Origin of the sequence: Streptomyces sp. NPDC052682 (assembly GCF_040678435.1) — a bacterium.
Classification (GTDB): domain Bacteria; phylum Actinomycetota; class Actinomycetes; order Streptomycetales; family Streptomycetaceae; genus Streptomyces.
Genome location: NZ_JBFATS010000003.1, coordinates 36,983 through 51,287, shown reverse-complemented (window position 1 = coordinate 51,287; position 14,305 = coordinate 36,983). Strand labels below are relative to the sequence as shown.

12 protein-coding genes and 1 pseudogene are annotated in these 14,305 nt (G+C 71.8%); 4 read left to right on the top strand and 9 right to left on the bottom strand.

The features are described from left to right. Positions 1–48: 48 nt before the first annotated feature. From AB0K80_RS05070 to AB0K80_RS05060, 3 genes are all read left to right on the top strand, one after another. The gene (locus tag AB0K80_RS05070) at positions 49–1,014 is read left to right on the top strand and encodes a zinc-binding dehydrogenase (protein WP_365665945.1); all 966 of its coding nucleotides are present in this window, start codon (positions 49–51) and stop codon (positions 1,012–1,014) included. Between the two features lie 168 nt (positions 1,015–1,182). Further along, complete coding sequence (locus AB0K80_RS05065; RefSeq protein WP_055417899.1) at positions 1,183–1,392, top strand: HTH domain-containing protein; 210 nt, start codon at positions 1,183–1,185, stop codon at positions 1,390–1,392. After that, the gene (locus AB0K80_RS05060; RefSeq protein ID WP_365665943.1) at positions 1,392–1,958 is read left to right on the top strand and encodes a Clp protease N-terminal domain-containing protein; all 567 of its coding nucleotides are present in this window, start codon (positions 1,392–1,394) and stop codon (positions 1,956–1,958) included. Before AB0K80_RS05065 ends, AB0K80_RS05060 begins: the two co-directional genes overlap by 1 nt. Positions 1,959–2,164: 206 nt before the next feature. Here the strand turns inward: AB0K80_RS05060 and AB0K80_RS05055 are convergent, their stop codons facing one another. The 8 genes and pseudogenes from AB0K80_RS05055 to AB0K80_RS05020 all read right to left on the bottom strand — a co-directional run bounded on the left by AB0K80_RS05055 (position 2,165) and on the right by AB0K80_RS05020 (position 11,904). Beyond that, complete coding sequence (locus tag AB0K80_RS05055) at positions 2,165–3,220, bottom strand: helix-turn-helix transcriptional regulator (protein WP_365665941.1); 1,056 nt, start codon at positions 3,218–3,220, stop codon at positions 2,165–2,167. Between the two features lies 1 nt (position 3,221). Continuing rightward, positions 3,222–4,187: a DUF4097 family beta strand repeat-containing protein gene (locus AB0K80_RS05050; protein WP_365665939.1), complete on the bottom strand. Its 966-nt coding sequence runs from the start codon at positions 4,185–4,187 to the stop codon at positions 3,222–3,224. Between the two features lie 266 nt (positions 4,188–4,453). After that, positions 4,454–4,635 (bottom strand): annotated as a pseudogene (locus AB0K80_RS05045) (hypothetical protein); the annotation flags it as partial. 239 nt (positions 4,636–4,874) lie between these two features. Next, positions 4,875–5,051, bottom strand: a complete 177-nt coding sequence (locus AB0K80_RS05040; RefSeq protein ID WP_168131569.1) for a DUF6104 family protein — start codon at positions 5,049–5,051, stop codon at positions 4,875–4,877. A gap of 86 nt (positions 5,052–5,137) precedes the next feature. Further along, positions 5,138–8,971: a multifunctional oxoglutarate decarboxylase/oxoglutarate dehydrogenase thiamine pyrophosphate-binding subunit/dihydrolipoyllysine-residue succinyltransferase subunit gene (locus AB0K80_RS05035; protein WP_365665937.1), complete on the bottom strand. Its 3,834-nt coding sequence runs from the start codon at positions 8,969–8,971 to the stop codon at positions 5,138–5,140. 281 nt (positions 8,972–9,252) lie between these two features. Beyond that, positions 9,253–10,365, bottom strand: a complete 1,113-nt coding sequence (locus AB0K80_RS05030; RefSeq protein ID WP_365665935.1) for a HAMP domain-containing sensor histidine kinase — start codon at positions 10,363–10,365, stop codon at positions 9,253–9,255. After that, positions 10,362–11,102, bottom strand: coding sequence for a response regulator transcription factor (locus AB0K80_RS05025; RefSeq protein ID WP_365665933.1), 741 nt, complete (start codon positions 11,100–11,102; stop codon positions 10,362–10,364). Before AB0K80_RS05025 ends, AB0K80_RS05030 begins: the two co-directional genes overlap by 4 nt. A gap of 124 nt (positions 11,103–11,226) precedes the next feature. Next, a complete protein-coding gene (locus AB0K80_RS05020) occupies positions 11,227–11,904 on the bottom strand; it encodes a spermidine synthase (protein WP_365665932.1) in 678 nt (225 codons plus the stop codon). A 953-nt stretch (positions 11,905–12,857) separates the two neighbouring features. Here AB0K80_RS05020 and AB0K80_RS05015 point away from each other — a divergent pair. Continuing rightward, positions 12,858–13,562, top strand: coding sequence for a rhomboid-like protein (locus AB0K80_RS05015; protein ID WP_365666586.1), 705 nt, complete (start codon positions 12,858–12,860; stop codon positions 13,560–13,562). Here the strand turns inward: AB0K80_RS05015 and AB0K80_RS05010 are convergent. Beyond that, positions 13,519–14,193 carry a GNAT family N-acetyltransferase gene (locus tag AB0K80_RS05010; protein WP_365665930.1) on the bottom strand — a complete coding sequence of 225 codons (675 nt, stop codon included), beginning with the start codon at positions 14,191–14,193 and terminating at the stop codon, positions 13,519–13,521. The two genes, AB0K80_RS05015 and AB0K80_RS05010, sit on opposite strands and share 44 nt — an antisense overlap. Positions 14,194–14,305: the final 112 nt, after the last annotated feature.

Genomic DNA, 14,305 nt, shown 5'->3' with positions numbered 1-14,305 from the left:
AGGTGTCTGCGGTTCCGCGGGCGGGGCGGGGACCCTATCGTCAAGGTCATGTTCGCTGTCTACGCCGCCCGAATCGACCGCGACCAGCCGCTGAATGGTCTGGAGGTGGGTGAGCGCCCGGCTCCCGAGACCCGCCCCGGCTGGAGCACCGTCACGGTCAAGGCCGCCTCCCTCAACCACCACGACCTGTGGTCCCTGCGCGGCGTCGGCCTCGCAGAGGACAAGCTGCCGATGATCCTCGGCTGCGACGCCGCCGGCGTCGACGAGGACGGCAACGAGGTCGTGCTGCACTCCGTGATCGGCCAGAGCGGTCACGGGGTCGGGCCGGACGAGCCCCGCTCCATCCTCACCGAGCGCTACCAGGGCACCTTCGCCGAGCAGGTCGCCGTCCCGACGTGGAACCTCCTGCCCAAGCCGAAGGAGCTCTCCTTCGAGGAGGCCGCCTGTCTGCCGACCGCCTGGCTGACGGCGTACCGCATGCTGTTCACCAACGCCGGGGTGCGGCCCGGGGACTCCGTGCTCGTGCAGGGCGCCGGCGGTGGTGTCGCCACGGCCGCCATCGTGCTGGGCAGGGCGGCGGGCCTGCGGGTCTTCGCCACCAGCCGGGACGAGGCCAAGCGGAAGCGGGCCCTGGAGCTGGGTGCCGTGGAGGCGGTGGAGCCGGGCGCGCGGCTGCCGCAGCGGGTCGATGCCGTCATCGAGACGGTCGGGGCCGCCACCTGGTCGCACTCGGTGAAGTCGCTGCGGCCCGGCGGCACGCTGGTCATCTCCGGCGCCACCAGCGGTGACCGGCCCTCGCACGCCGAGCTGACCCGGATCTTCTTCCTGGAGCTCAAGGTCGTGGGCTCGACGATGGGCACCAAGGACGAGCTGGAGGATCTGCTGGCGTTCTGCGCCGCCACGGGTGTGCGGCCCGTCATCGACGAGGTGCTGCCGATGGACCGGGCCCGGGAGGGCTTCGAGCGGATGGCCGCGGGTGACCAGTTCGGGAAGATCGTGCTGACCAACCCCTGACGGTTTCGTTGCTTCGTCGCTTCGTCGCTTCGTCCTTCGTTCTTTCGTCGTTTTTCGGTGTGTGACGGCCGGTCCGGTTTCCGGGCCGGCCGTCGGTGTGTCCGGGCGGCCGGTCGTCGGGTGTCAACTGTGATTGACATGGAAGGTGTGTCAACGTAAGTTGACGTCATGAGTGAAGCAACGGATCTCGCCGCCCGCGCGGGCGACCGCGACCCCCGAGTGGGGCTGCGGGCCGTCGCCGCGCTGCGCAGGCTGCTGGAGCAGCTGGAGGCCGTACAGGTGCGCAGCGCGCGCAACCAGGGCTGGTCGTGGCAGGAGATCGCCACCGAACTCGGGGTCAGCAGGCAGGCCGTGCACAAGAAGTACGGGAGGCATTGATGTTCGAGCGGTTCACGAAGGACGCACGGGCGGTGGTCAAGGGGGCGTTCGGGCACGCCGAGGAGGCGGGTGCGTCGTGCGTCGACCCGGAGCATCTGCTGCTCGCCCTGCTCGACCGGGAGGGCAGCCGCGCATCGTTCGCCCTGGCGGCCCTCGGGCTCGCCGAGCGCCGGGAGTCGGTACGGGCGGCTCTCGCTGAGGCCCGGCGCCGCGCCGGTCTGTCGCAGGCCGACGCCGAGGCCCTGGCCGGGCTGGGCATCGACGTCTCGGAGATCGTCGCCCGGGTCGAGGAGCTGCACGGGGTGGGTGCCATGTCCGGCGACCGGAAGGACAAGGGATGGTGGTCGGGGCGCCGGACGGCCTTCGGCCGGGATGCCAAGGAGGTGCTCGAGAAGTCCCTCCGGGTCGCCCTGGCCCGGCGGGACCGGCACATCGGCGATGAGCACCTCCTCATGGCGCTGACGGTCCGGCCGGGTGTGCCCGCGGAGGTCCTCGCCGACCACGGGGTGACGTACGAGACCCTGACGCGTGTGCTGTACGGGGGTGGTGAGGCGAAGGCGGGCTGAGGGCTCGGCCGGTTCGGGGCCGGGGCGTGGAGATCCCGGGGGCTTGGACGTCGGGAGCGGGGCGGGTCGGCTGCGGGCTTGGGCTGGTAGGTCCCGAGCTGCCGAGGCAGGGCGTGGAGGGCAGCTGGGCGGAGGTGTCGCCTGGGTGTGCGAGCCGGGACGGGCCCGGCCGTGGGAGCGCGTGCCCCACGGCCTGGCCGGCCGGCTCAGGGCTTGGGGGCTCGCAGCAGTGCCCCTATGTGGGCCGCCGCCATGGACAGGTGGCGGCGGGCCTCGCGGAGCTGCTCCGCCGTGACGCCGTGGTCCCGTGCCGCGTCCCGGATGTCGTCCCGGAAGCGGTCGAGCAGGCGGTCCAGGTCCCGGGCCGGGTCGCCGGTGGAGTCCAGGCGGCCCTCGTGGGCCCAGGTGGGCACGTAGCCGGCCGGGAAGTCCTCGGGGGTGTCCGAGTACTGCGGTTGTCCTGCGGGTCCCCCGGTGTGACCCGAGCCGTTCTCCTTCCTGGTGTCCTTGCCGAACTCCCTGCCGAAGTCGCCGACCTCCTTGACGAGCTCGCTCAGGCCCTCCCGCAGCCCGGTCGGCCAGTCACCGCGCGCGAAGTGGGTCTGCATCTGCTCCTGGACCCGACGGGCGATGCGCTGCACCTGTTCCTGCGCCTGGGCGCGGGCCCGTTCCTGTGCCTCCTGGGCCTGGCGGCGGGCCCGCTGGGCCTCCTCGCGGGCCCGGCGGCTCTCGTCCTTGGCGCGCCGGGCCTGCTCCTTCCACTCCTGCTTGGCGCGCCGCATCTCCTCCTTGGCGGCGCGCCAGGCCTCCTTGTCGCCGTAGTCCGCGAAGTCGCCGAAGGGGCCGGGGTCCGTGCCGCGGCCGGCGGTGCCCCGGCGGGCCTCGCTGGCCGCGGCCCGCATCTCCCGGCGCAGGTCGCCCGCCGCCCCGCGCACATCGGCCCGGATCTCCGCGGCGAGCTCGGCGACCGACTCCCGGATCTCCAGCTCCAGGTCGGCCAGCTCACCGCTGCGGTCGGCCAGCTCGGCGCGGCCGGCGTCGGTGATCGAGTACACCTTGCGGCCGCCCTCGGTGGTGTGGGTGACCAGGCCCTCGGCCTCCAGCTTGGCCAGGCGCGGGTAGACGGTGCCCGCCGAGGGGGCGTACAGGCCCTGGAAGCGCTCCTCGAGGAGGCGGATCACCTCGTAGCCGTGGCGCGGGGCCTCGTCCAGCAGCTTCAGGAGGTACAGGCGCAGGCGGCCGTGGGCGAAGACGGGGGGCATGTCAGAGCACCTTCTTGTCGGTCGTGCCGTCGGCCGGGGCGCTGGTGGCTCCCTCGCCCTGGCCGGAAACGGAATTGTCTCCCGAACCGCCTCGCGGGCCGTCCGCCGGGGCGGCCGGTGAGCCTCCGGCCGCGGGTTCCGCCTCCCAGGGCTCGTCCTCCCGCGGCGGGCGGCGCAGCAGCGCTATGGAGCCGGAGACGGTGGTGGCCCGCAGTCTGCCGTGGCCCGCGCCGAGCCGGCCGGTGATCCGTTTGGCGCCCCACTGGCCGGTGACCCGCAGGTCCTCGAAGGCGTTGGAGACCGAGCCGCTCGCGGTGTTCGCCTCCACCTCCGCGTCCGCGGGATGCGGCAGCCGGATGGCGATCTCGCCGGAGACGCTGGTGAGGCCGACGTCGGTGGGGCGGTCCGCCGGGTCGAGGTCAACGATCATCGAGCCGCTGACGGAATCCGCCTTCACCGAGGAACCGGAACCGTCCACCACGGTCAGGTCCCCGGAGACGGAGTTGAAGCGCAGCTCGCCGCCGAGGGCCTGCGCCTCCAGGTTGCCCGACACGGTGTCCGCGCGGACCGGCCCGCCGAGTCCGACCAGCGTCGTGTCGCCGGAGACGCCCTTGACGTCCGTACCGCCGTCGATGCCGGAGACGAAGGCCGCGGCGCTGACCACGCCCACCTCGACCCGGGTCTGCGCGGGGACCGCGAGGGAGACCACGGCGCTGCGCCGCCAGCCCTTGCGGTCGAGCCACTTCAGGAAGCCCTTCCAGGGCAGGTCCTCGTAGGCCACCGTCAGTGTGCCGTCCCGCAGGGTGACGACGAGCGGTGGTCCCTCGATCTCCGACACCTCCAGGCGCGCGGAACCTTCGTCCGTGCCCACGACGTTCACCGTTCCGTTGACGATGCGCACGTGGAGCGCGCTCACCGGCTCCTCGAAGGTGAGCTTCTTCGGCTCCGCGACGGACCACTCGGACATGGACAGACCTCCTCGACGCACCGCACACGCCATATCGCGTCTTACGTGATTCACGATATATCGCGGCCCTGGAAAGTCAAGGCACTCGTTCTGGTGATCACGCATCCGTCGAACCGGCGGAATTGCCCTAGCATGTGCTCGTGCCCGAGGGCGGGCTCTGGGCGCACGGCGGCGAACCGGTCGACCGCGTCACCGGCAGCCGGGCGGCGAGGCGGGCGGTGGTGGCCGGGGTGGGTTCCGGGGGCCGGCCGCTGTCCGTCGGAGGGCTCGACCGGGCGGGCGCCCGGGTGGTGCCGGGCCGAGTGGTGCAGCCGGTCGGCGGGTTCGCCGGGGGTGAGTCCCTCGGGCAGGGTGACCCCCACGTGCGTGAGGACCGCGAGCAAGCCGCGCATCCGGCGCGCGCATCGGACCTGGGGTCCGGCTCCGTGAGCCGTTCGAGGGCGTGGAGGCTGGCGTACGAGCCTGCTCACCCACGCGACTGACCCGGCTCTGGCCGTGGAACGGGGTCTGGGACCACTCGGGCGGCGTCACCGGGCGAGGCGTCCCGCGCTTGTGGGGGCCGGATGGGGGGGGCGCGGAGTCAGCGCCCTGCAGGGGGCAGCGCCCCACGGGGCGGAGTCGCCCCCTGCACCAAGGGGCGCCCGAAGGCGCCCCGTCGTTCGTTGCTGCCGGGCAGCGGGCGGGCCGCTACTCGTCCTCGTCGTCCAGCCGCGCCAGCCAGGTCGCCAGTCGTTCCACCGGCACCTCGAAGTCGGGGTTCAGATCGACGAACGTCCGCAGCTGCTCGGCGAGCCACTCGAAGGTGATCTCCTCCTCGCCGCGCCGCTTCTCCAGTTCCTCGATGCCTCGGTCGGTGAAGTACATGGGCACAAGGATAGGTCCGGGAAAACGGCCGGGCCGCACCCCCGTGGAGGGAGTGCGGCCCGGCCGGGTACGACCCGCGAGGGCGGCTACGCCTCGAACACCTCGCGCACCAGCTGCTCCTGCTCGGCCTGGTGCCGCTTCGCCGACCCCACCGCCGGGGACGACGAGTGCGGGCGGGAGATACGGCGCAGGCGCTCGCCGGCCGGGATGTCCGCGCCGACCGCCAGGTCGAGGTGGTCGATCAGGTTGAGCGCGATGAACGGCCAGGCACCCTGGTTCGCCGGCTCCTCCTGGGCCCACAGGTACTTCTCGGCGTTGGCGTACTTCTTGATCTCCGCCTGGAGCTCGGCACCCGGCAGCGGGTACAGCCGCTCGAGGCGGATGATCGCGGTGTCGGTCACGCCGCGCTTCTGCCGCTCGGCGTCGAGGTCGTAGTAGACCTTGCCGGAGCAGAAGACGACCTTGCGGACCGCGGCCGGGTCGACCGAGCTGTCGCCGATGACCGGGCGGAACTGGCCCGTGGTGAACTCCTCCGCCTTCGACGCGGCGGCCTTCAGGCGCAGCATCGACTTCGGGGTGAAGACGACCAGCGGCTTGTGGTGCGGGTTGTGCACCTGCCACCGCAGGAGGTGGAAGTAGTTCGACGGCAGGGTGGGCATGGCCACCGTCATGTTGTTCTGGGCGCACAGCTGCAGGAAGCGCTCCGGGCGGGCCGAGGAGTGGTCCGGGCCCTGGCCCTCGTAGCCGTGCGGCAGCAGCAGGACGACGCCGGAGGTCTGGCCCCACTTCTGCTCCGCCGACGAGATGAACTCGTCCACGACGGTCTGCGCGCCGTTGGTGAAGTCGCCGAACTGGGCCTCCCACAGCACGAGCGCGTCGGGGCGGGCCAGCGAGTAGCCGTACTCGAAGCCCATCGCCGCGTACTCGGACAGCAGGGAGTTGTAGACGTTGAGCCGCGCCTGGTCCTCGGAGAGGTACTGCAGCGGCGTGTACTCCTCGCCGGTGTTCCGGTCGATGATCACCGCGTGGCGCTGGCCGAACGTACCGCGCTGCGAGTCCTGGCCCGCCAGGCGGACCGGGACGCCCTCCAGCAGCAGGGAGCCGAAGGCGAGGGTCTCGCCCATGCCCCAGTCGATCGTGCCGTCCTCGACCATCGCCGCCCGGCGCTGCAGCTGCGGCAGCAGACGCGGGTGGACGGTGATGTGGTCGGGGATGTTGACCTGGGACTCGGCGATCCGCTTGACGACCTCCGTGGTCACCGCGGTGTTCACGGCGACCGGGAACTCGGCCTGCGGGTCGGAGGTCTCCACGATGGCCGGCTGCGCGGTGGCCTCGCGGACCTCGGTGAAGACCTTCTCCAGCTGGCCCTGGTAGTCCTGCAGCGCCTGCTCGGCCTCTTCCAGGGTGATGTCGCCGCGACCGATCAGGGACTCGGTGTACAGCTTGCGCACCGAGCGCTTCTTGTCGATCAGGTCGTACATCAGCGGCTGCGTGAAGGCCGGGTTGTCCGACTCGTTGTGACCGCGGCGGCGGTAGCAGATGAGGTCGATCACCACGTCCTTGTTGAAGGCCTGGCGGAACTCGAAGGCCAGGCGCGCCACGCGGACGCAGGCCTCCGGGTCGTCACCGTTCACGTGGAAGATCGGGGCCTCGATCATGCGGGCCACGTCCGTCGCGTACATGGAGGAACGCGAGGACTCGGGGGCGGCGGTGAAGCCGACCTGGTTGTTGATGACGATGTGGACCGTGCCGCCGGTGCGGTAGCCGCGCAGCTGCGACATGTTCAGGGTCTCGGCCACCACGCCCTGGCCCGCGAAGGCCGCGTCGCCGTGGATCGCGATCGGCAGGACCGTGAAGTCCGTACCGCCCTTGTTGATGATGTCCTGCTTGGCGCGCGAGACGCCCTCCAGGACCGGGTCCACCGCCTCCAGGTGGGAGGGGTTGGCGACCAGGCTGACCTTGATCTGCTCGCCGTCGAGGCCGGTGAAGGTGCCCTCGGCGCCCAGGTGGTACTTCACGTCGCCGGAGCCGTGCATCGACTTCGGGTCGAGGTTGCCCTCGAACTCGCGGAAGATCTGCGCGTACGACTTGCCGACGATGTTCGCCAGGACGTTCAGGCGGCCGCGGTGGGCCATGCCGATGACGACCTCGTCGAGCCGGGACTCCGCCGCGCTGTCCAGGACCGCGTCCAGCAGCGGGATGACCGACTCGCCGCCCTCGAGGGAGAAGCGCTTCTGGCCGACGTACTTGGTCTGCAGGAAGGTCTCGAAGGCCTCGGCGGCGTTCAGGCGGCGCAGGATGCGCAGCTGCTCCTCGCGCTCCGGCTTGGAGTGCGGGCGCTCCACCCGGTCCTGGATCCACTTGCGCTGCTTGGGGTCCTGGATGTGCATGAACTCGATGCCGGTGGTGCGGCAGTACGAGTCGCGCAGCACGCCGAGGATGTCGCGCAGCTTCATCATCGACTTGCCGGCGAAGCCGCCGACGGCGAACTCGCGCTCCAGGTCCCACAGAGTGAGGCCGTGCTCGACGATGTCCAGGTCGGGGTGCTTGCGCTGGCGGTACTCCAGCGGGTCGGTGTCGGCCATCACGTGGCCGCGGACCCGGTAGGAGTGGATCAGCTCGAAGACGCGCGCGGCCTTCGTGACGTCGTCGTCGTGCGACGCGTCGATGTCCTTCAGCCAGCGGACCGGCTCGTAGGGGATGCGCAGCGCCTCGAAGATGTCGTCGTAGAAGCCGTTCTCGCCGAGCAGCAGGTTGGCGACCTGGCGGAGGAACTCGCCGGAGGCGGCGCCCTGGATCACCCGGTGGTCGTAGGTCGACGTGAGCGTCATGACCTTCGAGATGCCGAGCTTGTTCAGGGTGTCCTGGCTGGTGCCCTGGAACTCCGCCGGGTAGTCCATGGAGCCGACGCCCATGATCACGGACTGGCCGGGCATCAGGCGCGGGACCGAGTGGACGGTGCCGAGGCCGCCGGGGTTGGTCAGGGAGACCGTGACGCCGGTGAAGTCGTCCATCGTCAGCTTGCCGTCGCGGGCGCGGCGGACGATGTCCTCGTAGGCCTGCCAGAACTCGAAGAAGTTCAGCGTCTCGGCCTTCTTGATCGCCGCGACGACCAGCTGGCGGTCGCCGCTGGGCTTGACCAGGTCGATGGCGAGGCCGAGGTTGACGTGCTCCGGCTTGACGAGGGTGGGCTTGCCGTCCACCTTCGCGTAGTGCCAGTTCATCGACGGCATCGCCTTGATGGCCTGGACCATCGCGTAGCCGATGATGTGCGTGAAGGAGATCTTCCCGCCACGGGCCCGCTTGAGGTGGTTGTTGATGACGATGCGGTTGTCGAACAGCAGCTTCACCGGGACCGCGCGCACGGACGTGGCCGTGGGCAGCTCCAGGGAGGCGTCCATGTTCTTCGCGACGGCGGCGGCGGGGCCGCGCAGCACGACCTGCTCGGGGCCCGCGGGGGCCTCGGCGGCCGGCTCGGCCTTCGGTGTCGCGGCGGCGGCCGGCTTGGCGGCCGGGGCCGGGGCGGCGGCCTTCGCGGGCGCGGCGGCCTGCGCGGGAGCGGGAGCCTGCGCGGCGGGCTTGGCCTGCGCGGGAGCCGGAGCGGCCTGCGCGGGCTTCGGGGCCGCCGGGGCGGGGGCCGCGGAGGCGGCCGGGGCCGACTGCTGGGCCGTGCTGGTGGTCCCCGCGGCCCCCGCGGCCGCGGTACCCGCCGGGGCCGGGGCGGCAGGCGCCCCCGGCTTGTAGTCGGCGAAGAAGTCCCACCAGGCGCGGTCTACCGAATTCGGGTCCTGGAGGTACTGCTGATAGATCTCGTCGACGAGCCACTCGTTGGCACCGAACGCGGCAGCGGGGTTCTTGCCCGCTCGGTCCGTCTCGGTCTCGGTCGAGATGCTCGAGTTACTGGGGGACTGTGGCGACACGGCGGCAACCGCCCTCTTCCGCTTCACAAGGTGATGGACAGCGGGAATAAAGGCTACGCCTCCCAGCCGGGGAAGGTCAGGTCGGGCCCGTTCATCGTCGCGTAAGTCACATCTCACAGCGTGTTTCGGGGCTTGAAATGGCGGGAAACAAGCGTGGTTCCGCTTCAGATGGGAAGGGCCGGTCCCGACCCGGCGCCTGGACTGCGCGGGCCTCTCCCTGATCACACGTGTCCGCCGGCGCGGACGCACATGGATCTTGTGGCTCCGCTTCGAACTTTACGTCAACTTGGCACGGAAGGCAGTCCCGGAAGAGTGACAAGAATCCGGCAACCCCGCTCGGATTCGGCCACTCCGATCCGGCCGCCGTGCAGATCCACCGCCCAGCGGGCGATGGCCAGGCCCAGACCCGTGCCGCCGTCGCTGCCGGGCCCCTGCGGCCGGCCGTTGCTGCCCCGGTTGAACCGCTCGAAGACCTTGTGCCACTCGGACTTGGGAATGCCGGGGCCCTCGTCCAGGACCTCCAGCTCCAGCGACTCCGGCTGCGGTCCACGCCGCGCCTTGACCGTCACCCGGCCGTGCGGCGGGCTGTGCTTGACCGCGTTGTCGATGAGGTTGGCCACGACCTGGTGGATGCGCTCCGGGTCGGCGTGCGCGGTCAGTTCGGGCGGGGAGACGTCCAGGTGCAGATGGACGTCCGTACGGGTGTGACTGCCCGAGCCGGTCGCGATGCCGGCCCGCACGGAGGCGACCATGTTGGCCTCCTTGAGCACCCCCGACAGGTACGGCCAGACCTCGAACCGCCGCTTCTTCAACGGCACGACGCCGTTGTCGAGGCGGGACAGGTCCAGCAGCGTCTCCACCAGCCGGCCCAGCCGCTCGGTCTGCTTCAGGGCCGTCCGCATGGTCTCCGGGTCGGCCTCGGTGACCCCGTCGACGATGTTCTCCAGCACCGCCCGCAGGCCCGCGATGGGCGTGCGCAGCTCGTGCGAGACGTTGGCCACCAGCTCCTTGCGCTGCTGGTCCTGGGCCTCCAGCTCGTCGGCCATGACGTTGATCGTCTGGGCCAGGTCGCCCAGTTCGTCACGGCGGTTCTCGCTGACCCGGCGGGTGTAGTCGCCCTGCGAGATGGACCGGGCCACGGTGTTCATCTCGTCCAGCGGCGAGGTGAGCGAGTGCGCCACGAACTGCGTGATGAGCAGGGTGGCGATCATGGAGAACACCGTGATGAAGCGCAGCTCCGTCTTGGTGTGCACCGCGATCATCGACAGCCCGGTGGTGATCAGCACCGAGATCACCACGAGGACGGTCAGCTTGGTCTTGATCGAGAACGGGCGTACGCCGCCCCAGGGTTCCGGCTCCCCGGGGCTTCTCCGTCCGGCCGGCCCGGGGCTCATGGCGTCGGCGTCTCCAGGGCGTAGCCGACGCCGTGCACGGTACGGATCCGCTCGGCGCCGATCTTGCGGCGCAGCGCCTTGATGTGGCTGTCGACGGTCCGGGTGCCGGAGGCGTCCGCCCAGTCCCACACCTCGGCCAGCAGCTGCTCGCGGGAGAGCACCGCGCGCGGGGTGTTGGCCAGGCACACCAGCAGGTCGAACTCGGTGGGCGTCAGGTGGACGTCCTCGGACTTCACCCGCACCCGGCGCTGGGCGTGGTCGATCTCCAGTTCGCCCAGGCGCAGGATGCCGCTGCGCGGGGTCGCGGCGGCCAGGGCCGCCCGCTCCACGCGGCGCAGCAGCACGTGCACCCGGGCGGCCAGCTCCCGCATCGAGAACGGCTTGGTCATGTAGTCGTCGGCGCCGACACCGAGGCCGACCAGCATGTCGGTCTCGTCGTCGCGCGCGGTCAGCATCAGCACCGGCACGGGCCGCTGGGCCTGCACACGCCGGCACACCTCCAGGCCGTCGAAGCCCGGCAGCATGATGTCCAGGATCAGCAGGTCGGGCTGCCAGGCCTCTGCCGTGTCGACGGCGGACGGGCCGTCGCCCGCCGTTTGCACCAGGAATCCCTCGGCGCGCAGGCGGGTCGCGATGGCGTCCACGATCGTGGCGTCGTCCTCGACCACCAGGACCCGGCGCTGTGCGCCCGGGGTAGCCGCCGCCGTTGCGTTGTGGGAGGTGTGTGTCTGCTCCATCGCCCGCCCCTGAGGTGCTGTATCCGGAACCAGTGGGGTGATTCCTCGGTCTGCGCATGGTTGCGATTGACGCTTGAATGATCGGCGTCAGGGCAGCAGCGTACGGGCAGTCAGTACGCCTTTGCTATCCAGGTCGGACGCCGAGATGCACCACGTCGGGAACGCCCCGGGCAACCGGGATCTCTTCGGTACGCACCTGCTGGAACCCGGCATTCCGCAAACATTCCTCGAATTCCGGAGACGGCTCGGCCGACCACACCGCCAGCACGCCGCCGGGCCTCAACACCCTTGCGCAGCTTGCCAGTCCGGCGGAGGAGTAGAGGTGCCCGTTGCTCTCGGTGACGGTCCAGCCGGGGCCGTTGTCGATGTCGAGGCACAGCGCGTCGTACGTGGCGGATCTCTCATTGACGTACGTCAGGAGATCGGCTTCGGCGATGTCGGTGCGGGGGTCGGCGAGGGCGCGAGAGGTCACGGCGGCCAGCGGTCCGCCCAGGTGCCAGTCGATGACGGCCCGTTCGCGTTCCACGACCGTGATGCGTCCCCAGCGGGGGTTCGCGGCGGCGTGTGCGAGCGAGAAGCCGACGCCCAGGCCGCCGAGCAGCAGCTCGGGCCTGGCGCGCCCGTCCAGCGCATCGAGCGCGGCGTCGACGAGCCGGCGCTCGGAGCGGCCGTCGGAGGTGTCCATCAGGAAGCAGCCGTTCGCGATGATCTGCAGCAGACCGCGGTGCCGCCGCAGCACGACCTCGCCGTGCGGGCCCTCGCGACGGTCCAGGACTTCGGGAAGCTCGTACGAGGTGGGCATACGCGCATCCTGGCAGAACCTCCAAGGAAGCTTCACGGAATATTCCGCGCCTGATCGTCCGGCCCGGGCGTGCCGCCCGGGAAGTTGAGAGGTTGCTGAGAATCGACCCTCGCGTGGCGTCGGTCACAGACAGGGGGGTAAAGGGAGCGAAGGGTGGGGCGGGACGGAAGGAGCGCCGCAGCGTGGAACGGACCGTGCCGGCCGAGGAGTCGACCACACCCGGGGCTGCGGCCACGCCCCTTCCGGACACCACAGGGCTGCTGGACGGGGTGCCCCGCCAGAGGGAGCCGGCAGGGGCCGGCCGGGAGCCAGTGGACAGCGGGCCGGGGCGGGTGGCCGGGTCAGAGTCGGAGCCGGTGGCCGGGCGGGAGTGGGCCGCCGGGGCTGGGACGGTGGCCGGGCTGGAGGCGGGGGCGGGCTCGGTGCCGGTGGCTGGGGCGGAGTCGGTACCCGGGGTGAAGTCGGGGGCCGGGACGCCATCGGCCGCTGGGGCTGAGTCGGGGGCCGGGTCAGAGTCGGAGCCGGTGGCCGGGCGGGAGTCGGACGCCGGGGCTGGGACGGTGGCCGGGCTGGAGGCGGTGGCGGGGGCGGGCCTGGTGGGCGGGCCGCGGTCGGCCCTCGGGCTGGAGGCGGTGGCCGGGGCGGGCTCGGTGCCGGAGGCCGGGGCGGAGTCCATGGAGTCGGCGGCCAAGCCGCAGGCGGCCGCTGGGGCGGAGTCGGTGGCCGGATGGAAGCCGATGGTCGGGCCGCGGTCGACCCTGGGGTGGAAGCCAGTGGTCGGGGCCGAGCAGGTGGGCGGGTCGCGGTCGAGCCTCGGGCTGGCGTCGGCGGCCGGGGCCGGATCGGTGGCCGGGGCGGAGTCCGTACCCGGGCTGGAGTCGGCGGCCAGGCTGCAGTCGGCCGCTGGGGCGGAGTCGGCGGTCAGGCCGCGGTCGGCCGCCGGGGCGCAGTCCGTGGTCCTTCCGCCGGGCCTCGCCGGGAGAACCGACCGGTGCGGGGGCCGGGCCCGTACAGCCCGCGTTCGCGTGCCGCGTCTGTGGCTTGTGCTGCCCAGTCCCACCGGGACGCCGTTCACCTTCGCCTACGCGGCCGTCCTGGCGGTGACCTCCCTGGTCGCCGCGCAGGCCCACCCGGCCCTCGTGCACGCGCTCCAGCAGGCCTCCAGTACCGACGTGGCGCACCTGGTGCGGACGCCCCTGCTGGTCCTGCCGGCCAGCGCGCTGTGGATCGCGGGCGGGCTCCTCTCGCCGTACGCGATCGGCTTCCTGTTCGTGCTGACCGCGCTGGAGCGGCGGATCGGGGGACGGTACACGGCGGCCGTGTTCCTGCTGGGGCACGTCCTGGCCACCCTCGCCACCGAGGTCCCCGTCGGGCTCGCGGTGCTGGCCGGGCACCTCCCCGAAAGCTCCCTGCACCGCATGGACTTCGGCATCAGCTTCGGCGTCGCCGCCGGCACCGGCGCCCTGGCCGGGCTGCTCACACCGTGGCTGCGGTGGCCGCTGCTGGCCGTCGTCGCCGGGATGCTGGTCCGGGACCTGATCGCCTTCACCGACCCGATGACGGACTGGGGCCACCTCATCGCCCTGGCCATCGGCGTCGCGACCTGGCCGCTGCTCAGGCGCCGGCCCGCTCCGCTCCCACGAACTTCGCGCTGGTGAGTGGCGCCACGACCCGCCACCCCAGCGTCTCGTACAGCGCGCGGCCCGCCTCGGTGCCCGCCAGCACCCCCGTCTGCGCGCCCTGCTCGGCCGCCGCCCGCTGCAACGTCCGCATGACCACGCTGCCGAGCCCGCGGCGGCGGTGCGCCTGAGAGGTCTCGACCTGGTCGGCGACCGCAGTCGCCCCGGTCGGGGCGATCTGGCCGCGCGCGGCCCAGGAGCCGTCGGGCGCGGCGATCATCACCCGGACGACGCCGCCCCGCGACCAGGTGCGCAACCGGTAACCCGCGGGGAGAGAGGGCCGCTCGTCCGGCGCCTCGCCGGCCCCCGTCAGCGGCACCGTCATCAGATGGCCGGGTTCCGGATCGACCCACCAGCCGGCACCGAGCCACCCGCCGACCACCGCCGGATCGTGGCACACCTTCAGCCACACCCCGGTCCCGGTCACCGCACGCGCGACCTCACCTACGGCCGCCTCGTCGACGTCCCCGCCGACCGAGCCCCAGACATGCCGGGTGACCTGGCTCTCGGTGCCGACGTCGATCGTCCAACCCCAGGGCTGGACCACGGGCGGAGCCGCCCCACGCGAGACGACCCACCCGTCCACCCACGCCCGCACGATGCCCTCCACAGCCACCCCTTGTAATAGCCTCAGAACAGATGCAGTCATTACCTGGTGTGACCTTATGGGCTGGATCGCCCCTGTCGTTCCTCTGATCGCTCACGGCGAACACCACCAGGCC

Coding starts and splice junctions, on each gene's coding strand:
- AB0K80_RS05055 (WP_365665941.1), bottom strand. CDS start 3,220: ATGCCCCCCGTCTTCGCCCACGGCCGCCTGCGCCTGTACCTCCTGAAG.
- AB0K80_RS05060 (WP_365665943.1), top strand. CDS start 1,392: ATGTTCGAGCGGTTCACGAAGGACGCACGGGCGGTGGTCAAGGGGGCG.
- AB0K80_RS05040 (WP_168131569.1), bottom strand. CDS start 5,051: ATGTACTTCACCGACCGAGGCATCGAGGAACTGGAGAAGCGGCGCGGC.
- AB0K80_RS05050 (WP_365665939.1), bottom strand. CDS start 4,187: ATGTCCGAGTGGTCCGTCGCGGAGCCGAAGAAGCTCACCTTCGAGGAG.
- AB0K80_RS05070 (WP_365665945.1), top strand. CDS start 49: ATGTTCGCTGTCTACGCCGCCCGAATCGACCGCGACCAGCCGCTGAAT.
- AB0K80_RS05020 (WP_365665932.1), bottom strand. CDS start 11,904: ATGCCCACCTCGTACGAGCTTCCCGAAGTCCTGGACCGTCGCGAGGGC.
- AB0K80_RS05065 (WP_055417899.1), top strand. CDS start 1,183: ATGAGTGAAGCAACGGATCTCGCCGCCCGCGCGGGCGACCGCGACCCC.
- AB0K80_RS05025 (WP_365665933.1), bottom strand. CDS start 11,102: ATGGAGCAGACACACACCTCCCACAACGCAACGGCGGCGGCTACCCCG.
- AB0K80_RS05030 (WP_365665935.1), bottom strand. CDS start 10,365: ATGAGCCCCGGGCCGGCCGGACGGAGAAGCCCCGGGGAGCCGGAACCC.